This window comes from Bacillus sp. MUM 116, from assembly GCF_001866655.1.
Classification (GTDB): Bacteria; Bacillota; Bacilli; order Bacillales; family Cytobacillaceae; genus Neobacillus.
The window spans coordinates 1-25,474 of the sequence record NZ_MLYR01000041.1 but is presented as its reverse complement, the minus strand read 5'-3'; the positions used below and the strand labels follow the sequence as shown (position 1 = coordinate 25,474).

General features: G+C 35.9%; 33 protein-coding genes and 2 pseudogenes. 19 read left to right on the top strand and 16 right to left on the bottom strand.

Annotation, left to right across the window (positions count from 1 at the left end):
• Window positions 1-201: 201 nt before the first annotated feature.
• A complete protein-coding gene (locus tag BIV60_RS11430) occupies window positions 202-633 on the bottom strand; it encodes a hypothetical protein (protein ID WP_071355872.1) in 432 nt (143 codons plus the stop codon).
• Window positions 634-722: 89 nt separating this feature from the next.
• Window positions 723-1,370, bottom strand: a complete 648-nt coding sequence (locus BIV60_RS11425) for a type II secretion system protein (RefSeq protein WP_071355871.1) — start codon at window positions 1,368-1,370, stop codon at window positions 723-725.
• A gap of 162 nt (window positions 1,371-1,532) precedes the next feature.
• Between BIV60_RS11425 and BIV60_RS11420 the strand changes: the two genes are divergently transcribed.
• Window positions 1,533-2,093, top strand: a complete 561-nt coding sequence (locus BIV60_RS11420; RefSeq protein ID WP_071355870.1) for a recombinase family protein — start codon at window positions 1,533-1,535, stop codon at window positions 2,091-2,093.
• 318 nt (window positions 2,094-2,411) lie between these two features.
• On the opposite strand, the gene BIV60_RS11415 is transcribed toward BIV60_RS11420, so the two are convergent.
• Window positions 2,412-3,026, bottom strand: coding sequence for a PIN domain-containing protein (locus tag BIV60_RS11415; protein ID WP_071355869.1), 615 nt, complete (start codon window positions 3,024-3,026; stop codon window positions 2,412-2,414).
• 42 nt (window positions 3,027-3,068) lie between these two features.
• Entirely contained in the window at window positions 3,069-3,551 is a 483-nt protein-coding gene (locus BIV60_RS11410; protein WP_071355868.1) for a hypothetical protein, read from the bottom strand.
• Between the two features lie 150 nt (window positions 3,552-3,701).
• On the opposite strand from BIV60_RS11410, the pseudogene BIV60_RS30935 reads away from it, so the two are divergent.
• A pseudogene (locus BIV60_RS30935) lies at window positions 3,702-3,785 on the top strand (helix-turn-helix domain-containing protein); the annotation flags it as partial.
• A 118-nt stretch (window positions 3,786-3,903) separates the two neighbouring features.
• Here the strand turns inward: BIV60_RS30935 and BIV60_RS11405 are convergent.
• A complete protein-coding gene (locus BIV60_RS11405; protein WP_071355867.1) occupies window positions 3,904-5,307 on the bottom strand; it encodes a hypothetical protein in 1,404 nt (467 codons plus the stop codon).
• A gap of 186 nt (window positions 5,308-5,493) precedes the next feature.
• Between BIV60_RS11405 and BIV60_RS11400 the strand changes: the two genes are divergently transcribed.
• Complete coding sequence (locus BIV60_RS11400; RefSeq protein WP_071355866.1) at window positions 5,494-5,739, top strand: helix-turn-helix domain-containing protein; 246 nt, start codon at window positions 5,494-5,496, stop codon at window positions 5,737-5,739.
• A 108-nt stretch (window positions 5,740-5,847) separates the two neighbouring features.
• Window positions 5,848-6,450 carry a Cap15 family cyclic dinucleotide receptor domain-containing protein gene (locus tag BIV60_RS11395; RefSeq protein WP_071355865.1) on the top strand — a complete coding sequence of 201 codons (603 nt, stop codon included), beginning with the start codon at window positions 5,848-5,850 and terminating at the stop codon, window positions 6,448-6,450.
• 20 nt (window positions 6,451-6,470) lie between these two features.
• Here the strand turns inward: BIV60_RS11395 and BIV60_RS11390 are convergent, their stop codons facing one another.
• Together BIV60_RS11390 and BIV60_RS30930 are read right to left on the bottom strand one after the other, a co-directional pair.
• Window positions 6,471-7,361, bottom strand: a complete 891-nt coding sequence (locus tag BIV60_RS11390; protein WP_071355864.1) for a nucleotidyltransferase domain-containing protein — start codon at window positions 7,359-7,361, stop codon at window positions 6,471-6,473.
• Window positions 7,362-7,741: 380 nt separating this feature from the next.
• The gene (locus BIV60_RS30930; protein WP_083402220.1) at window positions 7,742-7,924 is read right to left on the bottom strand and encodes a helicase associated domain-containing protein; all 183 of its coding nucleotides are present in this window, start codon (window positions 7,922-7,924) and stop codon (window positions 7,742-7,744) included.
• Window positions 7,925-8,374: 450 nt separating this feature from the next.
• Here BIV60_RS30930 and BIV60_RS11385 point away from each other — a divergent pair, with 450 nt between their 5' ends.
• Entirely contained in the window at window positions 8,375-8,800 is a 426-nt protein-coding gene (locus BIV60_RS11385; RefSeq protein ID WP_071355863.1) for a hypothetical protein, read from the top strand.
• Window positions 8,801-8,817: 17 nt separating this feature from the next.
• Here BIV60_RS11385 and BIV60_RS11380 read toward each other — a convergent pair whose 3' ends face one another.
• Window positions 8,818-9,102, bottom strand: coding sequence for a hypothetical protein (locus BIV60_RS11380; RefSeq protein WP_071355862.1), 285 nt, complete (start codon window positions 9,100-9,102; stop codon window positions 8,818-8,820).
• Between the two features lie 624 nt (window positions 9,103-9,726).
• Between BIV60_RS11380 and BIV60_RS30405 the strand changes: the two genes are divergently transcribed.
• Both BIV60_RS30405 and BIV60_RS11375 read left to right on the top strand, forming a co-directional pair.
• Complete coding sequence (locus BIV60_RS30405; protein WP_256218390.1) at window positions 9,727-9,855, top strand: hypothetical protein; 129 nt, start codon at window positions 9,727-9,729, stop codon at window positions 9,853-9,855.
• A gap of 93 nt (window positions 9,856-9,948) precedes the next feature.
• A pseudogene (locus BIV60_RS11375) lies at window positions 9,949-10,572 on the top strand (hypothetical protein); the annotation flags it as partial.
• A 2-nt stretch (window positions 10,573-10,574) separates the two neighbouring features.
• Here BIV60_RS11375 and BIV60_RS29630 read toward each other — a convergent pair.
• Window positions 10,575-10,742: a hypothetical protein gene (locus BIV60_RS29630; protein ID WP_177177278.1), complete on the bottom strand. Its 168-nt coding sequence runs from the start codon at window positions 10,740-10,742 to the stop codon at window positions 10,575-10,577.
• A 189-nt stretch (window positions 10,743-10,931) separates the two neighbouring features.
• Here BIV60_RS29630 and BIV60_RS11370 point away from each other — a divergent pair, with 189 nt between their 5' ends.
• Together BIV60_RS11370 and BIV60_RS11365 are read left to right on the top strand one after the other, a co-directional pair.
• Window positions 10,932-11,105, top strand: a complete 174-nt coding sequence (locus BIV60_RS11370) for a YozD family protein (protein ID WP_071355860.1) — start codon at window positions 10,932-10,934, stop codon at window positions 11,103-11,105.
• 217 nt (window positions 11,106-11,322) lie between these two features.
• Window positions 11,323-11,601, top strand: a complete 279-nt coding sequence (locus BIV60_RS11365) for a hypothetical protein (RefSeq protein WP_071355859.1) — start codon at window positions 11,323-11,325, stop codon at window positions 11,599-11,601.
• Between the two features lie 25 nt (window positions 11,602-11,626).
• Here the strand turns inward: BIV60_RS11365 and BIV60_RS30400 are convergent, their stop codons facing one another.
• Entirely contained in the window at window positions 11,627-11,758 is a 132-nt protein-coding gene (locus BIV60_RS30400; protein WP_256218389.1) for a hypothetical protein, read from the bottom strand.
• Between the two features lie 158 nt (window positions 11,759-11,916).
• Here BIV60_RS30400 and deoD point away from each other — a divergent pair, with 158 nt between their 5' ends.
• From deoD to BIV60_RS11335, 6 genes are all read left to right on the top strand, one after another.
• The gene (gene deoD, locus BIV60_RS11360) at window positions 11,917-12,615 is read left to right on the top strand and encodes a purine-nucleoside phosphorylase (RefSeq protein ID WP_071355858.1); all 699 of its coding nucleotides are present in this window, start codon (window positions 11,917-11,919) and stop codon (window positions 12,613-12,615) included.
• Window positions 12,616-12,806: 191 nt separating this feature from the next.
• Complete coding sequence (locus tag BIV60_RS11355) at window positions 12,807-14,999, top strand: heavy metal translocating P-type ATPase (RefSeq protein ID WP_071355857.1); 2,193 nt, start codon at window positions 12,807-12,809, stop codon at window positions 14,997-14,999.
• Between the two features lie 213 nt (window positions 15,000-15,212).
• Window positions 15,213-16,676, top strand: coding sequence for a lmo1851 family serine protease (locus BIV60_RS11350; RefSeq protein ID WP_483295111.1), 1,464 nt, complete (start codon window positions 15,213-15,215; stop codon window positions 16,674-16,676).
• Between the two features lie 124 nt (window positions 16,677-16,800).
• A complete protein-coding gene (locus BIV60_RS11345) occupies window positions 16,801-17,553 on the top strand; it encodes an LCP family glycopolymer transferase (RefSeq protein ID WP_071355855.1) in 753 nt (250 codons plus the stop codon).
• A gap of 96 nt (window positions 17,554-17,649) precedes the next feature.
• Window positions 17,650-18,579 carry a CobW family GTP-binding protein gene (locus BIV60_RS11340; protein WP_071355854.1) on the top strand — a complete coding sequence of 310 codons (930 nt, stop codon included), beginning with the start codon at window positions 17,650-17,652 and terminating at the stop codon, window positions 18,577-18,579.
• 59 nt (window positions 18,580-18,638) lie between these two features.
• A complete protein-coding gene (locus BIV60_RS11335; protein WP_071355853.1) occupies window positions 18,639-19,457 on the top strand; it encodes a hypothetical protein in 819 nt (272 codons plus the stop codon).
• 50 nt (window positions 19,458-19,507) lie between these two features.
• Here the strand turns inward: BIV60_RS11335 and BIV60_RS11330 are convergent, their stop codons facing one another.
• Window positions 19,508-19,750, bottom strand: coding sequence for a DNA alkylation repair protein (locus tag BIV60_RS11330; protein ID WP_071355852.1), 243 nt, complete (start codon window positions 19,748-19,750; stop codon window positions 19,508-19,510).
• A 97-nt stretch (window positions 19,751-19,847) separates the two neighbouring features.
• On the opposite strand from BIV60_RS11330, the gene BIV60_RS11325 reads away from it, so the two are divergent.
• Window positions 19,848-20,135, top strand: a complete 288-nt coding sequence (locus BIV60_RS11325; protein WP_071355851.1) for a hypothetical protein — start codon at window positions 19,848-19,850, stop codon at window positions 20,133-20,135.
• A 35-nt stretch (window positions 20,136-20,170) separates the two neighbouring features.
• On the opposite strand, the gene BIV60_RS11320 is transcribed toward BIV60_RS11325, so the two are convergent.
• Together BIV60_RS11320 and BIV60_RS11315 are read right to left on the bottom strand one after the other, a co-directional pair.
• Window positions 20,171-20,647 (bottom strand): Hsp20/alpha crystallin family protein, encoded by a 477-nt coding sequence (locus BIV60_RS11320; protein ID WP_071355850.1) that lies wholly within the window; start codon window positions 20,645-20,647, stop codon window positions 20,171-20,173.
• Between the two features lie 62 nt (window positions 20,648-20,709).
• Window positions 20,710-21,186: an Hsp20/alpha crystallin family protein gene (locus BIV60_RS11315; protein WP_071355849.1), complete on the bottom strand. Its 477-nt coding sequence runs from the start codon at window positions 21,184-21,186 to the stop codon at window positions 20,710-20,712.
• 195 nt (window positions 21,187-21,381) lie between these two features.
• Between BIV60_RS11315 and BIV60_RS11310 the strand changes: the two genes are divergently transcribed.
• Window positions 21,382-22,152 carry an SDR family oxidoreductase gene (locus tag BIV60_RS11310; RefSeq protein ID WP_071355848.1) on the top strand — a complete coding sequence of 257 codons (771 nt, stop codon included), beginning with the start codon at window positions 21,382-21,384 and terminating at the stop codon, window positions 22,150-22,152.
• A gap of 150 nt (window positions 22,153-22,302) precedes the next feature.
• The gene (locus BIV60_RS29625) at window positions 22,303-22,461 is read left to right on the top strand and encodes a hypothetical protein (RefSeq protein ID WP_177177277.1); all 159 of its coding nucleotides are present in this window, start codon (window positions 22,303-22,305) and stop codon (window positions 22,459-22,461) included.
• A gap of 67 nt (window positions 22,462-22,528) precedes the next feature.
• Here BIV60_RS29625 and BIV60_RS29620 read toward each other — a convergent pair whose 3' ends face one another.
• The 3 genes from BIV60_RS29620 to BIV60_RS11300 form a co-directional block, all read right to left on the bottom strand.
• Window positions 22,529-22,690 (bottom strand): hypothetical protein, encoded by a 162-nt coding sequence (locus tag BIV60_RS29620; protein ID WP_177177276.1) that lies wholly within the window; start codon window positions 22,688-22,690, stop codon window positions 22,529-22,531.
• A gap of 46 nt (window positions 22,691-22,736) precedes the next feature.
• Window positions 22,737-23,297 carry a GNAT family N-acetyltransferase gene (locus BIV60_RS11305; RefSeq protein WP_071355847.1) on the bottom strand — a complete coding sequence of 187 codons (561 nt, stop codon included), beginning with the start codon at window positions 23,295-23,297 and terminating at the stop codon, window positions 22,737-22,739.
• A 292-nt stretch (window positions 23,298-23,589) separates the two neighbouring features.
• Window positions 23,590-24,726: an amidohydrolase gene (locus tag BIV60_RS11300; protein ID WP_071355846.1), complete on the bottom strand. Its 1,137-nt coding sequence runs from the start codon at window positions 24,724-24,726 to the stop codon at window positions 23,590-23,592.
• A 282-nt stretch (window positions 24,727-25,008) separates the two neighbouring features.
• On the opposite strand from BIV60_RS11300, the gene BIV60_RS11295 reads away from it, so the two are divergent.
• A complete protein-coding gene (locus BIV60_RS11295) occupies window positions 25,009-25,332 on the top strand; it encodes a DUF4870 domain-containing protein (protein WP_083402218.1) in 324 nt (107 codons plus the stop codon).
• Window positions 25,333-25,474 lie beyond the last annotated feature (142 nt).

The window sequence follows — 25,474 nt, the reverse complement described above, 5'->3', positions numbered from 1 at the left end:
TACGCAAATTAATAACTAATTACCATCAACTGTGAAAATAAGACCTTTTAGGTCTATTTTTTTTGCTTTCAACATAATCACTCCCATAAATGAACGTTTATGGGACATTGTCTACAACAACTTAATTTCAAGCTTTAATTGGTCCCAAAAGTCAGTTTCAAAACATTAAAAAAAAATCAGCAATTTAGCTGATATTTTTGTTTATTCCGTCATCCAGGTTCCGCCCACTAATGTTCCATTATTTCCATTTCCAGATTGATCTACAAGTGTTCCAGTATTCATATTATAATAAGTCTTCAAAACTCCGCCGTGATAAATTTTAATGCTATAAATTTTCCCTTTAGTTGAATTCGTACCATCTCCAAAGATGCCTACATTAGAATTTTCCGCTCCTCCTGTTGCTGTCAAAGTGATCGTCGTTCGAGCACCAGTAGTAAATCCTGTTTGATTGATCTGATTATCAAACAGACTTGTAGTATTCGCGTTTATCCGTAAAATAATGTTGTTTGAACCAATGATATATTGATGGCGAGGGAGAGTACCGTCGATATAACAATCGATTACCCATTTATCATAATTTATAGAAGTAGGGGCTTTTAGATAATCGGTAGAACCATTTATCGCAAGATACATCGTTTTGGTAGTGACCAGCAAAGTGGCTTGAGAACTGGAGCCATTACTATTGGTCGCTTCCCCCGTAAAGGTATAAGAAGTAGCTGCCGTTAAACCACTGGCTGTATAGGTTGTAGAAGACCCTGTATATATAATGGTTCCATTTTTTTCACTGTGTAAGACGTCGCTCCCGAGACTGCGTCCCAAGAGAGATCAACTGAGGAACCTGTCACATTGTTCGCAATAAAATGAGTGGGTGTTAAAGGCAAAAGAGAACTCAGAGGCATTTGATAATCCCCTGAATAAACCATTCCATTTTGATCTTTATCCGCTTTGATTTTAAAAACAAAACCGTTCAATTTTGAATCATCGATATAAATAAAATCCTTTAAATTGTTCGGAGCCGCCCGAAGATATTTCCGAATTTTGTTTTCATCAATAGATTTAAAGGCATTCTTTGCGACTAAATCTGCGTATGCTGACTCTTTATCATACCCTCTCTTTCCCAATTCATCTTTGATAATGTTAATCGTATCAGCAAAATCTGGATTACTTGGGTCAAATGTGCTTTTTTCTGGATAAGAACCGCTATCAAGTGAATAGCTCGCCAAAGCAGTTTCAATGGACTTAGCACTGGCTTGCATTTTACGAATGTTAGCATCATTATCATTTTTGGGTATAAAAAGAAAGGTCAGCACTCCAATGACTGCTACAACAATCAGTACTTCAATTAACGTAAACCCCTTCAACAACTTCAAAACACTAACCTCCTTTTGAACAAGATTTTTTTCTTATTCTAATAAGATACAATTTTAAGTCAAACAAAATAATAAAAATTTTAGGCGTAATTCATGGCCATTCTGTCCATACTGGGCTCAATATCTCAAAAACGTTTCAAAACTAAAAGGAGTGAAGTATATTTGATATACGGTTACGCTAGAATTTCCACACAAGATCAAAAATTAGGATTACAAACGGACGCATTAACGCAATACGGGTGCGATTTGATATTTGAAGAAGTATTATCCGGAATGAGGGTTGAGCGGCCAGAACTTGATAAACTGATGGATTTGGTCAAACCTGGAGATACCGTTGTGGTGTGGAAATTGGACAGGATCGGCCGCAGCGTGAAGCATTTGGTCGAAATCATGGCTTATTTTAAAGAAAACGATATTCATTTCGTCTCGTTGCAGGACAACATTGATACTTCTACGGCAATGGGCCGCTTTGTTTTTACGATATTTGCGGGGCTCGCTGAATTCGAAAGAGAAATGATCGTGGAAAGAACCAAAGCGGGGCTTCAAGCTGCAAAAGAACGGGGCCGACTTGGAGGCAGGCCGAGAAAATCAAAGAAAAGAATGGAAACGGCATTGAAAATGTATGAATCAAGGGAGTTCACGGTGAACGAGATTTGCCAGCAGTTAAACATTGGCAAAAGCACATTCTATCGTTATTTGAATAGGACTGAAAGGATCAAATAGTGGATTCGGTACCATTTCAGTAAAAAGAGGTAAAAAAATCGTCAGAATTCCAGATCAAGATTAGCGAAATCACAGAAATGGCGGAGGGTTTCAAAACTAGTTTGTATAAAGCATAAAAAAATAAAACACCTCTTTAATGGTGTTTTTATTTTTGACTGTTTTCGCAAAGAGTATTGTTTTTAAACAACAAGTCGGTCTGCAAATCCTTAGAGTCATTGATGAAAAGTTTTAAATTGAAAACTTCGCTTCAAACACCCGATAAACATTGGGCCTACCGTATTTAAAAAGCAACAAACTTTACGAAATGAGCCTTATTTTTTATACGTTATTGTTTTTGATTATTTTCTCACATTCAATAAAAAATGGATCCTCTTTTATTTTATTCAAATCCTCTTTTGGAATGGTTATGCATTGATTGTTCACAACATCGAATAAAGTATATCCCAATACCGCAAATAATAAGAAATCGTCAACATCTCCAGTTGCAATTCCTAGACCGGCATCTAAAGCAGTAATGATTAATCTTGCATCACTTACGCCGGGATAATGAATAATCTTACCAGATGGGGTTCTTACGCCAAATTTTTTCAAATAAGCAGAAAGAAGTCTAACCCTATGCTCTCTTTCTAATGTATAATCCCCTTCAACAATTCTTTCTTTTAATTCGTCTTTAATCGTGTGCATTTTTGTAATTTGAGATGGATTGTATTTACTAGGGACTTTTTCATGAACTTCCGTTTCTCTTATGACTTCATTAGGTAAATACAGCCGAATATTTTGTTTATCGAAGTCCTCCCAAATTTTATTCGCAATCCTTATGTACGCGTTATGTTGTAATTTTTTTTGGTCACCTTTGACCCGTTTATGAGGTTTATCCGTTTTATAAATAAGAAAATTTGTATCTACAATCATCCCTGCTACATTCATTGCCATTTGTTAATCCCCCACAAAAAAACCTACCCACTAGAGATAGGCTTAGTCAATCTCCTTACCTTTGGATAATAAGTCCATAAAAGATTGAATTTTATTGTTATTTTCTCGTATTTTCTCTTTAGTTTCAATTATGTCATGAAAATTATCTCTGTCCATGAATTGTTCTGAATCGATTAGCCATTCACCCGATTCACCGTTTCTTCTTGTGGCTATAATGCCGTTTCCCGTTTCACACATAGCAGTTACTTCGGCCATTGATTTACCTAACAATTTCGATACTTCAAAGACAGACAAAAATTCAGGGTATGGATTGCTTTCGACGATGATTGTACCACCAATGACCACCTTAACGGGTATATCAGAGGTTTCAGAAGCAGCTTTTACGAAATCATGGGCAGCCTCTACTACGGCAACAGTTTCATTATGTTCATTGTTTTTTGAAAAATGTTCCCTAATTTCTGCTTTTTTTCCCGACCGTAATATCCGAACATTACCGTCTTTTTGCTGTATCTTCACCCATAACACATCCCTTCACCTCCTATTATATAGCAAACTTTTTTTAAACACAAAACCAACTACTTATATATATTAGATAAGATTTTATAAAATGCTTTTTCTTTGTTTTGATTCTATGGGGCTGATCATCGTAGAAGAAATTGATCATAGGAATTTACCGTAAATGAGATATGCCAACAGTTAAACATTGGAAAAAGCACATTCTATCGTTATTTGAATCGTGACAAAGAGGATATAAAATAAAGGAATCAGAGAATCTTACTGTACAGTTGTTGTCAAATGGAATAAAACGGGATTTAATAAGAATGAAGGATAATAAAAAGAAGCAACACCTTACTGTTGCTTCTTTACAAAATACTTATTAATTGCTTTCATCAAACGATAAAACTTTCCATCCATCTTTTTCTTTGTAAAGGGTCACAGAAATAACCAATCTTTTTGATTCACCGTTATCTTTTAGACTAATGGTAGCATTATAAGTTTCTAATTCTGCCCCTGCTGGTAAATTTGCGAAGCTTAAAACTTTATCCGATTTCACAATATCTACAATCTCATAACTTGGAAAATTTGTCCCAAAGAATACTTCTTCAAGGTGAGTTTTTGCCTCTTCTCCAAAATCATTAACCAAATAATTACGAAATGTTTCTTTATCTTTTTTGGATCCTGCTTTAAGGACCTCTGATACTATCTTCTGATTATCCTCTTTGTTGCCTGTTAAGGAAAAGGATTTGGAAACTCGGATTAACTCAATGGTCGGGTCCAGTTCAAACATATACATATCCCAAATATGGAGTTCACTAGAAGTGACAGAAACCGCAACATCCTTTGGATTTTGAACAGGAACTTCGAAATTCCCAGCAACTAAATCAAGATTATGGTCATAAAGAGAAACTATCACTTTGTCTCCTGATTGAACGACGTACAAATCTCCGTTTGCATCTCCAATAATAGAAGTAGAACTATTATCATTAATTTCAATCTTTTTCATTTCTCCAGTTGCAAACAAAGGTTTTCCGGTTCCTAAATCCAGCTGATTAATTTCATTCGTATTTTCTCCTATAAAGTACATTTTTTTCTGTTTTATATCCACAAACACTTTTGACTCATAAAGAGATTGAGTCTGTCGAGGAACCCTTGACATGATGTGCTTAATATCTTGGAAATCCAATATTTTTTCTCCATCCACATACAAAGCATATCGATTTTCAACGTCCGGAGTAATAAAACCCTCACTTTTAGAAGTATTCACCAAATATAAATCATTTACTGGAACACTTCCTGCTTGTTGCCCTTGAGTATTGGTGTTTGAAAAATAAAAATGCCCTGAAGTGATCTTTTTATTTTCTATATCAAAAAAATAGTAACCCCGAGGGTATTGACCCACTAAATAATTGTTTTCGAATCCATCAGAAATACTTTTCCATTTTTCCAAATTTCCAGAGACTTCTCGATAATTTCCATACATATCGTCTCGAATTGTTAGAAAAACATTGCCATTCTTCTCTGAGACATAAAAACTCCCAGGTGTTTTAATTTCTTGATTTAAATTGACAGTTCCGCCTCCAAACTGTTTAATGGTTTCGAGGATTTTAAAAGATGTCTGTTCCAAATTATCTGTGTTTTTTTTGGTGTTCTTTTCTCCCTTTACTTCCTGAACAGTCGCTTTTACTGCTTCTTTTTTCTTTCCTTCTTCCTTGTTCCCGCAGCCGCTTATAATAGATAAAGCAAGTAAGGAAACTGCACCGCCCAATATTATCTTTTTCATTCTCAATCCCCCTGTTTTTTCTCCTCTTTTGTATTAAAGTTTCATACTTCCAACAGAAACTGGTTCATGGGTAAATTTTACCATGAATAACTCTATATGTGTGATATTCAATTAAATAACATTTATAGAATGTTAATGTTGGGATTCATCTTTTATAAGTTTGTTCTAATAAGGGTTTGGTTGGATGTGTATTTTTTTACTATTTTTGCAGGGTTGGCAGAATTTGAGAGAGAAATGATTGCGGAAAGAACGAAAGCCGGGCTTCAAGCTGCTAAAGAACGTGGGCGAATGGGCGGAAGACCAAAGAAGTCGCAAAAAAGAATGGAAACTGCCATGAAAATGTATAAATCCAAGGAATATACCGTCAACGAGATTTGCCAGCAACTCAATATCGGAAAAAGTACATTTTATCGTTATTTAAGAGGAGAATAATGAGATTCAACAACGAAAGCTGGTATTAGCACACATTTAAAGATTTTTAACGAAAAAATGATTATAATTGATACAGGAAAACATTAGTAAATTAACTGGGGGACATTTATGTACAATAAGCAGCTTTATTTTCGAACGCTACTTTTAATTGCATTAGGAGTATTTGTTATTATATGGGCATTTAAGGGAAGAAATTTTGACTTTAGCATTATTGGAGTGGCATTTTCAGCTGCTGGAGCAACTATGCTTATTGACCAAATATTATTTAAGCTAATCATTTGGAAATTGGCTCCAGACTTTTTTTATAAGTGGCTAACTAATATTCCATATCTAGGTGGTTGTTGGGAAGGACATTTACATTCAAGCTATGTATATCCTGAAACAGGGCAACAAGGCGATCCGATACCAGCAAAAATGGAAATAACACATGATTTTGATAGCATTCATATAAAAATGGAAACAGATAAATCCTATAGCAGCAGTTATGTTAGTGATATTAGCATCGATGAAGGTAAACAAAAGTTCTTATGTTATCTTTACGGTAATGATGCAGATAAAGATAGAGATATTAATCCGAAACACGATGGTGCAGTTAAGTTACGGATCAAACACGATGGTGAATTAAGGCTTGAGGGGCATTATTGGACGGGGCGAAAAACGACAGGAAAAATGGAATTTAAAAGAATTACAAAGAAAAACTCCCACGCGTGAAGTAATGGGAGTTTTTCTATTTAGAATAGATAAGCGTAACCATCTACTAAAAATCGATATGCATCACTACGGGTGTATTTCCTGGTTCTATTAAATAAATACAATAGATCGGATACCTCTCCCCACTCTTTGCATTTTTCAATATCCGAAGTTTGTGTGATCAGGTAATTAAAACATTGTTTCACATCTTCCGTTAGTGTTGCATTGTTGAATTTATTACTGGGCACATTCCAAATTAATGATTCTACTAGAAAAGATGATACATCCTCAACACCATAACCTTCATCAAGCAGATTATATCTTAGCCTCTTAAAAATTCGGACCATTTTTTTATAACGCCTTGAAGTCTCGTTATTTTTCCGCACACCGTTAATATAGTGCTGTTCGGGGAAATTAATAACACTTTGGTTAGTATGGCGGGTAATAAATTCAGTTCCTGTAATGAAAGTTCCGTCCTTAGAATATCGACGATGTTCAAAACACGGAACAACGTCAGCGTCCACTCGATATGAATTAGAATTGATTTGTATTGCTTTGTTTCCGAACTCGATGTTATTGCTACCGAATTTATCAATCATAGCTTGGTCAACATCACTTCGATATTGAGCAAAGGTATAATCTGCACCGCGATTACCGAAATCCGAGTTTGTTTTTCCTTCGGGATAATTTGCATAAAAAACGTCTTTTAACTTTACGGCTATATCAACGTCACTTGTTAACCTTACATTGGTGTTATTGTGATAAGAGCCTTTAGGGATTAATTGTATGTCATATTTTGATAGTACGTCTGATTTATTTAAAGCTTCTCTAATCATTCTTAGTGCGTTATCACATTTCGTTTCTTCAGTATCACTTGCTGGCTTAGACCAACTTTGAAAAGTAGCCTCTAAGCTCTCTTTTAACTCAAACATGCTATACCTCCCAAGCTACTGTATTCGTATTGTTTTAATTATACAAAAATTAAAGCAATATAAATACAAATTTCTACAACCTTTGTAGGAGGAAAAATGAATCATAGAAATTCATTCACTTTTAATTTTCTTGTAATACAACTTTGAATGAATTTCAATCCATCACTTCTAAAACAAATTGTTCTCCTGCTCGAAATACCTCAATGAAATACCTCCTATAGTTTTCCATCTAAGCATAAGCGTTATTTAAGGGGGTGTACGGCTTCGCATGGGACGATACTTCAACACATTAGATTTATTCCCATAAACAGTAAAAAACAACCATATGGGATGTTCTTCGGTGAATTGGGAATTGGTAACTGGTTAGGTCTTGAAGGGCACTATTCAGATTTAATATTCGCCTCATCCGTGGCGGCTAGCCTTTTCTTTGCTCCTGGTCTTGAACTCCATTTCATCCCGATTTCTTCAAGCAGCTTATATCGTTCTAAAGTAAGATCATTATTCTTATAACTAATTCGTTGAGTCCTGATCCAACTTCCTAACTTAAATCCATTTTCACAAATATAGGTAGATTTAACTTAGCGAAGAGGCGATTGAAAAGAGATCTAATCAAGTCCAAATTCTAATTGATTTGGTAGAATATATCGAACATTATTTCAGAATCGATGCGATAATAATGAAAACAAAAATTGTTAAAAAATTAATATGTAATCGGAAATATGTTGGTTACTCATTGCCGCCTTACTTTATAATAGAATCATAAATACTAATGATAAAAGGAAGGCAAGAGGATGAATTTGAAAATTTTTTACAAAAACCTTGCATTACAGATGGCGGGAATTTAGGGCATTGAAATCAAAACTAATGTTGAATTTGATGGAAAAGATACGCAAGTATATCTGAAAGGTCAAGATAGTGGGATATTTTGTTTAGATTCATTTTTTTACAAGCATGGAAGAGAATATGATAAAATTGCCATAAATATTTCGTCGCTGCGTTGGAAGGGGATTATAATGTTTGGGGTTGTTAAGCTTAATCAAAAAGAGTTTTTGGTAGATTTCAGCGAACATGCTATGTTGAGAACGGAGCAAAGATTAGAAGAAACGGATGTCCAAGATTTTGTCAATACACTGCACAAATTAGCTGAAGAAGATTTCGCTTTCGGAATGTATGGAGAAATGCTAGTTGTTCGGGATTTTTACAAAAATAAAGCGTTGGTTTATGTCTTAGATAGAACGGATAAAAATGATTTCGATATTTGCGATGAAGCGATTGATTTTAAAAGTAAAATCACGATTGTTACGCTTTTTCATGATGCAAAAGCATTTAAACAAAGCCCAACACAAAGAGTTGTTGTTATAGATGGAGAAAATCAATTCATAGATGATGAAACGGCTATTAGCTATTCTGAATACTTGGAATGGGTTAAAGAAAAATGAATAAGAAGGGCACTGCACTAATCAGCAGTCCCTTCTATTTTTTTTATTAAGATTTGAACCCATTCTGGCCCATTTTCTATAGGACTTGCATTTTTTTGAATGAAATAAGGCTTTTTCGCAAAGTGGTAAATCCAATGAAAATTGTTTGTAGTATGTGTAAAAATATGAAGAACTCCGCCTTCGTTATCAATGAATTTGTAAACATTATACAATTCTTTTTCTAATCCATATTTCTGTCCTTTTGAATTATCGAATTGATCCATTGAAACAAAATAATTATGTTCTTCGAGAAATTGGAACAAAACTTCCAACTCCTTTCAAATAGGATTAATTTACAATTATTAATTTAAAGACAAAAATCCTAAAATTTAGAAAACCTATGTTCAACGATGTGCGAATGATAAGGTTAGGCTACGTATGTGACGATATTTCAACAATTAGGTAATTTATTCCATAAACAGTAAAAAACAGCCGTATGGGCTGTAATTAGGGTGGAGGAGTGAGCTTTTTTAAAAGCTCATGTTTTTTGTAAATATAGATTATATTTTCATTATCATATATTTTATGCTGTTGTGTTTAACTTCTTTTTATCTTAAAATTATCTTTTTTTGTTTCATTTTTGTCGAGTGAGATTGTCAAAAAATAAAGGATTTAATAATTCTATTTTATGTGTATTCTTCGGCTCTGTCTTATCACTCCACTTTGTTCAGTGAATATTTTAAGCAATTATGTGTAAAATAATGATAATAATGAATATTTTGATTATCTTAGAGGAGGGAAAACACTGAATGATTGAAACATTAAAATTTTTGCGTTTGATTGAGTAAAAAACATCCTTTAAAATTTGTTTATGATTTTTCAAGAAAAAAAATAAAGACAAGGTACCAATCAAGACTCAAAAGCATATTTTGCTATGAGGTGATCTCATGAAAGTGAAATATGCGGAGAGAGGAACTTTTGATGCTAAAAAAGCGGCAAAAGGACTGCTTGAATTGAATAATAAAATGAAGAAACAGCGTCCTAAAGATCAAATAAAGAATGACAAGATAAATTAAACTCATGTATCATTTCGATATGTGAGTTTTTTATGATTAAAAACTTATATACCCCCTTTAATAACAAGGGAGAAATCACCGATTAAAAATAGCAAAGTTACAGACATCAAATGGCTTGATGATCGGTATGTGTACGAAGTAAATAAGAGCGATGGTCTTTTTGTTGAATCGGGCCTTCAGCTCCTTTCAGAATATGAAGGAACCGTGATGGAGCAGGAGCAAATCGATATTGAGTATAAATTTTTTTTCGGAGACTTGGTCCAGGTAAGCGGTTACGGTGCCGATTTATTCAAAATTGTCGGTTTCCGAACTGAAATCTGGCGATATAAAGAGGATGCATGGGAAGACGTAATATATGAACTTTCCAGAGTAAGTGACGGGGAGTGGCTTGAAGCAGGAGAAGAAGAGTTAACTCTTGTCGCTGATGCGGAAAGTGCTGATACATTTATTCAAAAACTAGGTCTCTTATACTTAATAAATAAACAGCAAAATCCAGACAAAACATCCAAATTACAAAACACCATTAGAAAAGCAGAATTTGAAGAAATCGAACGAAAAAAGGAAAAAAAAGAGTTAATTGATTATTTACTTGATATATTCAATGATTATCGCATATTATATGAACTCTTTCACGATCAAGAGTACTACCATGTGATGAGAGTAATCCTTAGAAAATTGGAAAGCATCGTAAATAACGATGGCAAAAGCCATGTTTAGACCTACCACCTCGTAATTTCGAATAATAAATAGAGAACCAAAGGTATGCCGCCCCATTTTATAAAAAAGAATAATATATTCGTAATCTTTTCAAATAATTGGAGGGTGTAACCATCCTCCCGGTTCACGTCTTCAATAAATTCCTCTAATTTCATTTGTAAGTTTGACATCGTTTCACCTCAGAAATGTATTTTTCACCATCTTATGCTTGTCCAAATCTAAAAAGACATGTTTTTTTAGAAAAAAATCGGTGAATAATGAAAACTATTGTTAAAAGAATTTGAAATGGTAATTTTGTGAACTAATAAGCATGAAAAAGCCTGTTTCATCATAGAGTTTTAAAAAAGGGGGCGATGCTAATGAGAGAAATTGAAGTATTTATTGATACAGAAGAAATTGCCGAATTTTTCTTTCATGAGCTTGTTAAAAGGGGATACGTTCCTAGCGATGAAGAATTGGAAGAACTCGCAGATATCACCTTCGAATATTTAATCGAAAAAAGTATAATCGATGAGGAAATTCAAGATGAATAATCTTTTAGAATACAAGCAAACAAACAAAAGCCGAGCATAACTGCTCGCTTTTTGTTTGTTAACAGAAAATTTCAATCAATTTTAAAAAATAAGGAAAATTCGACAAAATTAGAGGCTATTCACAGAAGGAATCGGCAGGGGGGTTCTTTAATTAATATAGTAAATACAATCTGAATGGAGGAATATGATGATCAGAATGCTAACTTGAAGAGCTAATATGCAATATGATGTAACGATCTTTCAAACTCCAAAGTACAGAGATAATAAAGGTTATAAAGAGGTGTATCGTACATTTGTAAAAGCAAATAACCGTGAACAATGCCTACAGGAAACCTTTAGCTGTTTTAATGTGACTGACAGAATCCCCGAAAATTATAAAGGAAGATTTCTTACCACGGGGGATATCATTTTAATTGATGAAGGCAGACGAGGGCAACATTATTTCCAATTAAAACCGGGCGGCTGGGAGCGAATCAATCGGATTTTGATTCGATAAAGAAATCAAAAACCTAAGGAAAACCTTAGGTTCTTTTTCGGCCGCCTGATGCTTGATGTTCTTTTGCATGTGCCTCATGTTCAGCCACGATTGCTTCCGGCGGGATATGATTATTTTTTTTCGGCGAACCAGTGCGGTTTCGATGCTTTTTTCCCATTTATTTTTCCTCCTCCATTTCTTCATCAAAAATTAGTTTCCCACAAATATTAAATTTCATGTCCAAACCTCTGAAAGGTTTTTCATTACAAAATGATTGTGATATATTGTCATTGGTGGGTAGAATATCCACACTAAGACATTATTGGAGGATTATCAATGAGTGTACATATTGCAGCAAAAGAAAATGATATAGCCGAAACAGTCCTGCTTCCGGGAGATCCGCTTCGGGCAAAATATATTGCAGAAACCTTTTTGGAGGGGGCTGTATGTTATAACGAAGTTCGAAATATGTTTGGTTTTACAGGTACTTATAAAGGAAAAAGAGTTTCCGTTCAAGGAACAGGAATGGGGATTCCATCTATTTCGATTTATGTAAACGAATTAATTCAAAGTTATAATGTCCAAAATTTAATCCGTGTTGGGACCTGCGGTGCCATCCAAAAGGATGTAAAGGTTCGTGACGTTATTTTAGCAATGTCAAGCTCCACTGATTCCAATATGAACCGCCTTACCTTTGGTGGAATCGACTATGCTCCAACCGCAAACTTTGAATTACTGAAAAAAGCCTATGATGCCGGTATTGAAAAAGGGTTAAATTTGAAGGTTGGCAGCGTCTTCACTGCTGATATGTTCTATAACGATAATGCAAATCATGAAAAATGGGCCCAGTATCAAATCCTGGCGCTTGAAATGGAAACAACTGCACTATATACACTTGCCGCTAAATATAGCCGCAAAGCACTTTCCGTTCTAACCGTAAGTGATCATATCCTGACGGGTGAAGAAACGACCGCTGAAGAAAGACAACTAACCTTTAATGACATGATTGAAGTAGCATTAGAGGCTGCAATTTAAGATTAAATCGCATTACCACTCCTCTTTTTCACAGAAGAGGGGTTTTTTGTTTTTTTAAAAGGAACTACATCCTCATGAGGAGAATTTAATAATGAATACCTGTGAGTATCACCGTCGAAAATTGTCGAATTCGGTGTAGAATGAATTTAATAGAAACTGTTTTATAAAAGATTGCGTGGTGATTCATTTTTATGAAAGAACAGCTGAAATTAGATATAACCGGCATGACTTGTGCTGCCTGTTCAACAAGAATTGAAAAAGTCCTCAATAAGATGGAGGGGGTTGAGGCAAATGTAAATTTGGCAATGGAATCGGCAGCAGTATCATTTGAAAGTGAAAAAGTATCGAGTAATGAAATCATCAAAAAAATAGAAAATCTTGGTTACGGAGCTAGTCAAAAAGAGGATAGGAGCGTAAAGGCACAGCATAAAGAAGAGGAATTAAATCAAAGGAAAAACAAACTTTTATTTTCCGTTATATTATCAAGCCCTTTACTCTATACAATGCTTACCCACATACCTTGGGACTTTGGATTACCAATGCCTTCCATGTTTATGAATCCGTGGTTTCAATTGCTGCTTGCGACTCCGATTCAGTTTTATATCGGTGGACCATTCTATACAAGTGCCTATAAAGCATTGAAAAATAAAAGCGCGAACATGGATGTTCTTGTTGCGTTAAGTACTTCTGCCGCATATTTTTACAGTCTTTCGGAAGGAATCAAGACAATTAAAAACCCTGATTTCGTCCCGCATCTTTATTTTGAAACCAGTGCTGTACTAATTACATTAATTCTACTAGGCAAATTATTTGAGGCCATTGCAAAAGGCCGGACGACCGAGGCGATTTCCAAGCTGTTAGGATTACAGGCAAAGGAAGCAACCATAATAAAAAAAGGAAATGAAATCAAGGTTCCGATTGATGATGTGAAGGTTATGGATATCGTGATCGTTAAACCGGGTGAAAAGATTCCAGTAGATGGAGAGGTGATTTCCGGGCAATCTTCAGTAGATGAATCGATGATTACCGGAGAATCCATTCCCATTGAAAAACTAAACGGAGATCCGGTCATTGGCTCCACGATCAATAAAAATGGAACCTTAACAATAAAGGCAACAAAAGTTGGGAAAAATACGGCGCTTGCAGGGATTATCAAAATTGTCGAGGAAGCGCAGGGCAGTAAAGCTCCGATCCAAAGAGTTGCCGATACGATTTCCGGCTATTTTGTCCCAGTAGTTGTTGCCCTATCGATTCTGACCTTTTTAATCTGGTACATTATCGTGGTACCCGGTCATTTTCCATCAGCGTTTGAAACGGCCATTGCCGTCCTTGTAATAGCCTGCCCATGTTCACTCGGCCTTGCTACCCCGACATCAATCATGGTCGGAACAGGTAAAGGAGCGGAAATGGGAATTTTATTTAAAGGCGGAGAACATTTGGAAACCGCTCATAAAATTAATACGATTGTCCTCGATAAGACCGGGACCATTACAAAAGGGCAGCCAACGGTTACCGATTTTATTGCTTATCAGGATGAAAAGAAGGTACTGCAATATCTTGTCTCTGTAGAGAAGTCCTCAGAACACCCGTTGGCAGAAGCCATTGTTCAATTTGGGCTTGCAAGACGAACAAGTACAATGCCGGTAAAACGCTTTACGGCCGTTCCCGGTCACGGAATTGAAGCAAAAATTGGTGACGAAGAGGTTGCAATTGGGACACGTATGCTAATGGAAACGAAAAACATTTCCTATCAAACGGTCCAAAAAGACTTACTTCGATTTGAAGAACAAGGGAAAACGGCGATGTTCATTGCCATTCAAGGAACCGTAATGGGAATTATCGCTGTGGCAGATACAGTAAAAGAAAATGCCAAGCTCGCAGTGGATCAATTAAAGCAGCTCGGAATTGACGTTTATATGTTAACGGGAGACAATGAGGGCACTGCTAGAGCAATCGCGGGTCAAGTAGGAATTACGAATGTAATCGCAGAAGTTCTCCCGGATGAAAAAGCAAATCATATAAAAGAACTGCAACAGCAAGGGAAAAAGGTAGCAATGGTAGGAGACGGGATTAATGATGCCCCTGCGCTTGCTCTTGCCGATATTGGAATTGCGATTGGAACAGGTACAGATGTTGCTATTGAGGTTGCAGATATCACTATCCTGGGCGGAGAATTGACTTTGATACCAAAAGCGATCTCTTTAAGTAAAAAAACAATGTTAAATATTCGTCAAAACCTTTTCTGGGCACTCATTTACAATTCTGCCGGAATACCTGTAGCTGCCTTAGGCTTACTAGCACCGTGGGTAGCCGGTGCTGCAATGGCATTTAGTTCAGTATCCGTCGTCACCAATTCATTGCGTTTAAAACGGGTAAAGATTTAAATTCATTTTTGGCACTGCCTAATAGGTGTGTGCCATTATTATTTTAAGGCACCTATCACTTTTCTTTGTTAATTTTAATAAAAAGATGTTATTCTAAACACTAAGGGCTCATTTTTTCTAAGAGAAACTCTAAAATGAGCTTTAACATTAGAAAAAAGGAAGATGATTGTTCTCAAAAACTTATTTTTATGGTAAATGAAAGTGGTGAAGGCTTTGGATGAAGAGCAAATTGGACAAGAGCAAGCAGCAGAAAACAAATCAGGCTATATTCGCTTCAAAAAATTCCATTTTATCATGCTATTGTTTTTCGTAATTTTTCTGTCTGCTGGGGTAACAGCTTTTGCGCTGGCATTTGGAAATGAAAAAGTTGTAACAGTAGGAAAAGAGAGGGCAGAATTTAAAAAATTCTATACCGCATACGATACATTAAATAATGGATATTTCAAGAATGTGAACCAGCAAAAACTAATCAATGGGGCCATTAACGGAATGGTGCAATCCTTGGATGATCCCTACTCTGATTATATGAGTGATGAAGAAGCTAAAAACTTTCACAGCACAATTTCTTCTTCTTTCGAAGGAATTGGTGCTGAAATACAGGAAAAAGATGGACATATTTTAATCGTGTCCCCTATTAAAGGATCTCCGGCAGCTAAAGCCGGTTTAAAACCAAATGATATGATTACAGCCGTAAATGGAAAAAGTCTGCAAGGAATGACTTCTACTCAGGCTGTGACATTAATTCGCGGGAAAAAAGGCACAAAGGTTGAATTAACCATTCAGCGACCTGGCTCAGATGCCCCTGTAAAAGTACCAATCGTTCGTGATGAGATTCCAATTGAAACCGTATACGGTGAAATGGTTGGCAAGGGAATTGCCAAAGTTCAGATTACCAGTTTTTCAACTAATACGGCAAAGGAACTTGTTACAACATTAAACGATTTACAAAAGAAAGGCATGAAAGGACTTGTCTTGGACTTACGTCAAAATCCGGGCGGTTTATTGGACCAAGCAATTAGTATTTCCAGCATGTTTGTTCCAAAAGGGAAAGTAGTAGTGAAAGAACAAGACCGGAATGGCAAGATTAAGGAGTTTACTTCACAAAATGAAGGAAACCCTACTCTACCTTTAGTAGTTTTAATTGATAAAGGCAGTGCAAGTGCTTCAGAAATTCTTTCTGCAGCGGTAAAAGAATCTGCCGGAATACCATTGGTGGGTGAAAAGTCATTTGGAAAAGGCACAGTACAAACCGCAGAGGATTTCCCAGATGGTTCCAATCTGAAATACACGATTGCCAAATGGTTAACACCAAATGGAAATTGGATTCATAAGAAAGGGATTATGCCTGATTATCCGGTGAAACTTCCTGATTATGCATCATTGCCAATTATCAATCCGGATAAAAAGCTGGCACTCTCCACTTCCTCGGAGGATGTGAAAACAGCACAAAAAATGTTAAAAGCAGTTGGCTTTGACCCGGGCAGGACGGATGGATTCTTCGATCAGAAGACAGAAACAGCTGTAGAAAAATTCCAAAAGGCCAATAAATTAAAAGTAAATGGATACCTACAAGACGACTCAACGATGAAGTTAATGGAGCTTGTACGAGATAAAATCCAAAAGAATGATACACAATTGAAAAAAGCAATCGAAGTATTAAAGACAAGAATGAAATAAACAGTAAAAATCCGGAATCTTTCTAACAGTAGAAGGAACCGGATTTTTTTATACGATAATGTATATTTCTTAAACGGTTTTCCGAAAATGGACAGTAACGATTTGGATAAAGTTGGTGTTTAGAATGAGGAAACTAGTACTCGTTGTCATTGTGCTTTCTTTTTTGGGGTATGGTCCATTAAAATCACTGTTCCATACTGCAAAAGAGTCGGCGAAAGAACTGCCTATTTCAGAGCAAAAGCCTGTGAATTTTTTAATTACTGAAAATAATGCAGACTCCGAGGCTTCAAAAACAATTGCAGCAGTTATTGTGCGATACGATCAAGAGAAACAAAATATAAAGGCCGCTCCTGTTTTATTACCAGTAAAAGAAACAGCAAAAAGTAAACTTAATTTCAACGAATTAAAACAAACAGTTCAAAAGAATTATGGAATTTCTATTGATCATTATTTTATGTTAAATCCTTCCGCTATCAGTAAAATGATTGATCAATTGGCGCCGGCCGGTGTAAAAATCAATCAAGAGAGCAAACCATTACATGGAAAGGAAATTCTTTCTGTTATTCAGCAAGAGGGGGTGGGCGCTGAAAATGGTGAGGAATTAAAAATGATTTTTTCTTCACTAAAAGGAGCGATAAGAAATCAGTCTTCAGACAGGTTAATATCCCTTGCTCCCTCTATCATCAATGAAGTGTTTAATAGCATTGATACTGATTTAGGTAAAGGGCAATTAGTAAGTTTAGGATTATCAACCATCATTAATCCTATCAACACCGTTGAACCATTACAAATTGTCAAAGGTAACGGAATGGGAAAATCGGCAACTGTGAATTCCATTCCAGAAGAGGAAGGTCAATCAAGATTGATTATAAATTAAAAGAGCGGATGTAGGTTTCATCCGTTTTTTTCTTTTTCCACTTTTCTATTTCCGGTATAATGAAATAATGTAAATCGAAAAAAGGCAGGAAATAAAATGAACAAATCGGAAGTTTATATTTTATCAGGATTTTTAGGAAGCGGGAAAACAACCTTTTTAAAACGCCTGCTCGAAGAGGAACATAAGCTGGGAAGAAAAGTAGCCGTCATGATGAATGAGCTGGGTGAAGTGTCCATTGATTCAAATGCTGTTGACGAGGATGTAGCGTTAAAGGAATTATTAGGTGGATGTATTTGCTGTTCAATTCAGGACAAGTTAGAGGCGCAACTTCAAGGATTATTAAAGATCGAAAAGCCCGATGTAATTTATATTGAAACAACGGGGGCAGCTCATCCTGTTGAGGTATTGGATGCCATCCTTTCACCACTTTTTGCGGATGCATTAAATATTAAAGGAATTGTCACGACCGTTGATGGATTAAGATGGTTAAATCGAAAGAGCTTGAGTCCGCAGCTGCAGCAGCTGATTTTAGAACAGGTAAGACATGCGGACTTAATAATCGTGAATAAAATGTCTGAGTTATCCGATTCTGAACAGGCAAAAATTACTTTTGAAATTCAAGCAATAAACCCAAAAGCAAGATGTCTCTTGACCGACTTTTCTAAAGTTGCAATGAATCAGTTAAAAGAACTATCTGTTTCTTTTACAGAAAAAACAAAAACTCATTTTACCCAAAACAACTTAAATTTATCTACATTTGTTTACCAATTTCAGGGGCCGGTCAGTCATATAAGGTATGAAGAGTTTTTAAAAGCCCTTCCAGATACCATCTACCGGATTAAAGGATATGTAAAATTTGATTCCCAAAGTTATCCCTATTTATTTCAATTTTCATATGGTATGCCGTTATATATGAGGGAACAAATGAATTTACCGTTAAATCTTGTTTTTATTGGCGAAAATATGGATTGGCTTCAAATTAAATTAGGACTTGAAAAACTTGAAAATGAATATAAGGATGAATGATATTTTGTTCTTCAGGTAACTCTTTAAATGTAGTTTATTTACATGAAATGGGGGGTTATATGAAGAAAGCAACTGTTTTTTTATTTTTTATTCTCATCCTCCTAAATGCTCAAGCCGCAAGAGCAGCAGATATCAGTTATAAGATTGAAATGCTTCAATGGAAAGATGTCAATCATATTTTACCAAAGTACACAAAATTCATTGTTCTGGATGTAGAGACGGGGAAACAGTTCAAGGTCCAAAGACGTGCAGGCAGTCATCATGCAGATGTACAACCTTTGACTGCAAAGGATACAAAGATTATGAAAAAAATCTATGGGGGAAAATGGAGCTGGAAACGCCGGGCAATCATCGTGATTCATAAAGATCAATGGATTGGTGCTTCGATGCATGGGATGCCGCATGGAGCCGGGGCACTTAAAAATAATTTTCCAGGTCATTTTTGTATTCATTTTTATGGGAGTACGACACATCGGACAAACAATATGGATTTATCCCATATGTTAATGGTTTTAAAGGCGTCAGGAAGATTGGATGATTATTTGGGGAAGGCAAATCCTTATGAGGTTGTAAATGCATATATTGCCGGATTTATGCAACATGATGCAAAAATCATTTCTACTCCTTCGTTGCAAAAGGTTAAGTGGAACTCTGTTCTTGCGAAAATTGAAACGGTAAGAATCTCACGATTGCCCATGCTTCCTCCGGAGGATTTAACTGAACAAATTAGCTTGGATCTTCCAATTGAGATTGATTGGTACATAAAAAATCGGGGAAGACAAACCTTTAACGGGGAAATTCATATGGTGCGGTTTTCACCGAACGAGGGGTGGAAAATTGATTCAAAACAATTTTTAAAAGAAAATTATTTACAATAATAGTAAAACACCTTTATAAATGAAGAAGACATTTATAAAGGTGTTCTTGTTTAAGGCTGTTCTCCAAATTTAATAAAAGTGCGCTCATCCTCAATTAACCCGCATGCCCCACATTGAATACGGTAGTCAGGACCCTTATAGGGGATATGAAATGGTTCTAATTCTGTTTCACCATACTCCCTCACGACTACGCCTGATTGTGGGTCAAGTTTGACCGAATGGGCTACTTGATCAATAATATTAAACCGGCTTCGATTCGTTTTACAATTTGGACATCTATACGGAGTGGACATAAATTTCTCCTTTCAAAAAAATATTCTTTATTATTTTTTACAAAATACAAGGAAATATGTAACAATGTACATGATGTTGATAATACGAGGTGAGGAAATGCCATCTGAATTAGAGTTTTTTGATGGGGTATTAAATGAATACCGAAAAGTTTGGAATAATCGTTTACTAATAATAAATGGTAAAAGCAGTGATGAAATTCTAAAAGAAGCAATCATAAGGGAATTATTAGACGAAAACTCGCACCCTCGCGTTCGGAAAAATAGATATGAAAAGTATTTTGCTGCCATCAAAAGAATAACCGGTTCAAATCTAACGCCAGAATCAAAAGTTTATTTAATTGAGGTCCATAATCAATTGATGGAAGAATTAAATAATGAAAAATAAAAAGACAGCTATTAGAAGCTGTCTTGGTCAAATTTTTATTCAGAGGATTGCTGATCAAATGAAATGGGAATTGTTTCGATTTCCTCCTTGTTAACCGGCATTAAAATGACCAATACTCCATTTCGTATTTCAGTGCGAATATTATTCACCATGACAGGATAGGGGAGGATTAATTCCTTTTTAAATGTTCGATTGGCCCTTTCCTTGATAAAATATTTTCTTCCCTCTTTTAAGGTTTTAAATTCTCCAGTAATCGTTAATAGCTGTTGAATGACAGTTATGTGCAGGTCTTCTTTACGCAACCCCGGTATTTCAGCTTCAATTATTAGAACTTCATTAGTCTCATATAAATCGCATTTTGGAAAAGAGCTCTGGATTTTTGTAAAGGTGCCAATGGAGTGATTATTTTTAACCTTCTCAACACTATTTTCATCGAAGATTTGCTCCCAAAAAGAGTCCCCTTGAAATTTTTGGGTCAATTCCAGCCATTTTTTAAGTTTATCCATTTCCATCCCATCACCGCCTATAATTCATCTTATTTTACGTAAACAAAAACATACCATAAAAATTGACGTTACATAATTTCTGTAACGTCAATTTGAGAAAATTGCATATCGATATTTTTGGGGATTCTTACCTCAAGCATTCCATCCTTATAATTTGCTGACGCCCCTTTCTTTTTAACAATTGCTGGAAGAGTAACTGTATGTTTATCTTCATATTGAGGGATATGCTCAACAATTAGCTGGTTCGAGGTATGATAAATACGCAGCTGCTTGAGCCATTCTTCACTTTTTATCGGAATTCGTACAAATACAAAGTCATGGGTTTCAAACGCCGAAGAGTTTAATGCTCCTGTGGCAGTCTGCTGGGTCGTGCCGCCTGAAGTGAATCCATTAAACATTTCATTAGGATTCATCATTCCGCGCAAAGACCCGGGAATCACCTTGCCAATCAAATCCTGGACATAATTATTTATTTCTTCAGGTTTCATATTTTGCAGGTTATTCTTCATATCCTTATTAAAAGGGAACATATTCCAAGGAAACATTTTTTTCATCCTTTCAACTGCCTAAAAGGGCCTTATTCGTCCTACATCATACTATGCAAGCGAACGCCTATCCGTTATTAAAACCTGCTTTTCAATTTTGGTGTAGAAAGGATAATGTTTAAAATTTGCATATATAATCAAATCTTTTTAACATATAGTATAGAGGTAAATTATAAAATAGAGAGGTAATGGTTTGTGAAGAAAAAAACCGCTTTGATTACCGGAGGGGCAACCGGCATTGGAAAAATCACCGCTCTACAACTTGCAGAAAAGGGATATCAGCTGATTATAAATTATCGAAATAGCGAAAAGGAAGCCAATAGGCTTGCTAAGCAAATCGAGGAAGGCTATGGTACCAAATGTCGTTTGCTTCAAGGGGATGTGGCAAAACAAGAGGATTGCGTCCGCATGATTAATCAAGCATTTGGTGAATTTCCTTCAATCGATGTTTTAATCCATAATGCAGGCCCTTACATACATGAAAGAAAGAGTTTAACGGACTACACATTTGAAGAGTGGAGTTATTTATTAAATGGAAATCTGTCCGCTGTTTTTAATTTATCAAAGCTGACTATTCCAACTATGCGCAAAAATAAATGGGGAAGAATCATTACAATGGGATTTGACAGGGTCGAAACGGCACCAGGTTGGATCTATCGCTCAGCTTTTGCAGCAGCCAAAACTGGCCTTGCCTCTTTAACTAGAACCATGGCAATTGAAGAAGCAGCAAACGGGATAACCGCTAATATGGTGAGTCCGGGTGACATTACCACTGCCTGGAAAGAAAAATTTATTGATCAATCCATATTTTCCGATGAAGAACTAGCGTGCAGACCTGGAACGGGCGAAGATATTGCGAGAGTCATTTCTTTTCTTGTTGATGAAAAATCAAGTTTTATTACAGGAAGTATTATACCGGTGACAGGGGGAATCGATGTATTAGGAAAAGCATTAAGAGACGAATAAAATATAAAAGAGTCCTAATGAAAAATATTAGGGCTCTTTTTGAATGTTAAATTGCATTTACGATTTATTGAACAATTTGATTACACGGAATGAAAATTGTTTTTTTGTGGATAATAGAAGTGTATCATCTATGGAAAGGAGCAAAGTAAAATGAGCTTTAATATTAATCGAATTAACCCGAATCAAACCCAGGTATTTTTTCATGATGGTCGCTTTGAAACGTTAACGAATGAGGAATTAGAAGATTTTTTGCTCCAGATGGGTATAAGTGACACGAATGAAACAATTGAGCAAAGCGTCATAGATTAATAAAAGGATATCAAAAAAGACAATGACTATGCACCGAAGGGCGCTTAGTCTTTTTTCTTAGGCTTTATTAAAATTGGCTGCTGATTTCCGCTCCAGGTGCGAGCGGTTCGTGGAGCCTCCTCATCGCTTGCGCTCCTGCGGGGTCTTCTCTGCTCCGTATTCCCACAGGAGTCTTCGCACCTTCCACTTCAATCAACAGGGTTAAGAAATCAACAATTACCTTTAACATTGCCTTTACTTAAAAGAGAAAGCAATCGGCAGCTTCCGATTGCTTTTTAAGCTTCTAATAAATGGGTGGAATCTGAGCCTAATGAGTCGTTTCTCATTAGATAGAAAGTATATTGATCCTTTGAAATTTCATATAAATCATATACCACACCATTGGCATTTAATTGCTCATAGAGTGATTTTCTTGTTTCATTAGCTTTCATTACATAAGGAAGTTTTTCAGCCGCTTTAATAGAGCGAATATTTACATTGCGGATACGCATATAAATGGTTTCAATTCCTAATTCATAGAAAAGTTCACTAAAGAATGCCTCTTTTGCTGCATTATTATACCCTTTTCCATGAAACGGTTTACCTAGCCATGTTCCCAAAAATCCGGCATTGTCTTCAATATCAAACAAATTAATTGTTCCAATAGGGGAACCCCATTCATCAAGAATGGTGCGGGAAATTAATTCACCGCGTTCTTCCGCTTCCATGGTTTGTTTTGTTACGAATACAAATTCGTCATGGGATGAAGCTTTTTGGCGTACAAAAGGGAAGACATCTGGATGCGTCATTAGTTCATAAAGTGTGTGGCTCTCATGAAGATCTCTTTTTTTGAGCATGAATACCCCTCCATTAGGGCAATCCGCTCCCATGTCAAAAGAAAACGGCCCACCCTCGAAATTTTTTATTAGAATTGCTAAAAAATTTCGGGGTGGGAATCGAACCCACTAGAACCAGTAAACTGGTGGCGCACCATTTGCCTTCCCTATATCGTTTTTTTGTCAAACAAAAATTAACATAATCACCTAGATTCAAGTTACAATTCGTCTCATTAAAAGTATGATACCATAAAAAAAAGATAAAAATAAATAGGTTTTTGATTGTTTTTCTACAAAAATTTTTGGCAATTTTCTACAAGGTTTTTGTCTCTTCATAAACCATTACTCCGCCAATCATTGTCCATTTTGGTTTTGAAAGATAGTGGAAAGGATGATGGCTCCATAAAACCAAATCAGCATCTTTTCCTTCTTCAATACTTCCAAGACGGTCGTCAATTTTTAAATTTTTTGCCGGAAAAATCGTTATCCCTTCTAAAGCTTTTTGTTCGGGCAATCCTTCTCTTACTGCAATTCCAGCACAAATATTCAAATATTGAATTGGTGTATAAGGATGGTCGGTTGTAATCGAAACTTCTACGCCATGATTGGTAAGTTCATGATAGGTTTTCCACGTTTTATTTTTTAGCTCGACTTTCGACCTTCTTGTTAACGTTGGTCCTACCGATACTTTAAGGCCCATTTCGGCTAATTCACTGGCAATGAGATGGCCCTCTGTACAATGCTCAATTCTCAGGTCAAGGTTAAATTCTTCTGCAAAACGAATAGCGGTAATTATATCATCAGCACGATGTGCATGGATTCGAACAGGAATTTCCCTTTTTAAGGCCATAATAATCGGTGCAATCCTTAAATCTTCCGAATTATCCGCGTATATTGCCTGATAAAAAGCCTCGCGAAGCTTGCCCATTATCCCCATTCTTGTAATGGAGTCGCTATTTCCATGACTGTGGATTCTTTTTGGATTTTCTCCTAAAGCAATTTTTAAGCCCGCGATTTCTTTAACAAGCATTTTCTTAATATTTTTACCGGTCGTTTTAATCACCGCTGTGGTTCCACCGATTATATTTGCGCTTCCAGGCATAATATGCACCGTGGTGATTCCGCTTCTGACTGCATCCGTAAACCCGGCATCCAATGGATAAGCACCGTCAAAAGCCCGAATATGCGGAGTTAGAGCTTCCGCTGTTTCATTCGCATCATTTCCAGCCCAACCTGTTCCTTCATCATAAAGTCCAAGATGGGTATGGACATCAATAAACCCTGGAAAAAGGTAGCCCTTTCCGCAATCGATTACTCTTACGTCCGAGTCCGTCCTGATATTATGCCCAATACTTATAATTTTTCCTTCATTTATTAAGACATCCCCTGAATGAATCGGATTGGTGGTAACCGGGTATACCGTTGCATTTTTTAAAAGTATTTTTGTCATAATGAAACCTTTCTTCCTATTTTTCATGTATTTGCATTTTACCAATTAGCGTATTTTCAGAAGAGTTTAAATTTTAGCGGGTTTTTATTTAAATATATGCACAAGTGCCCAATGCGGAAACTTGTGTTCAGTAATATATTTTTAGGTTATTTTGCCCTGTTCCAAGAAAGCAAGCCCCTAAAAATAATAAGCGGATTTTACCAGAAAAAATGAAATCTTCCACTGTTAGGTGCGTACATATAAATGAGGAATAATTACAACATTATTTATAGGGGGATGAAAATGGCAACAAGCGAAGAAAGGTTGTTGGCGGTATGTCTATATATAGTAAGTTTTATTTTTCCGATTATTGGTCCATTGGTGATTTGGTTAATTAAAAAAGATGAATCATCTTTCGTTGATTATCACGGTAAAGAGTATTTTAACTTTTTTATTTCCTATACAGTGTATAGCATCATCAGTGGAATTTTAACCATTATCGTAATCGGGATTATTGCCTTATGGGTTTTGGGAATTGCAGCGGTTGTCTTTACCATCATTGCTGCGATTAAAGCATATGAAGGCAAGGAATATCGTTTTCCTTGGATTTTTCGTTTAATTAATTGAAAAATATAAATTACAGCCCGGCAAAAATTTTTTGCCGGGTTTTTAGATTTTGCCCGCCTTAAGTATTTTTTTTAGAAAAGGCTCTTTTCGTAAACTTTGTTCCTTTCGGACCTTAATAAGGGTCAAATACTTAAGTTTCTAG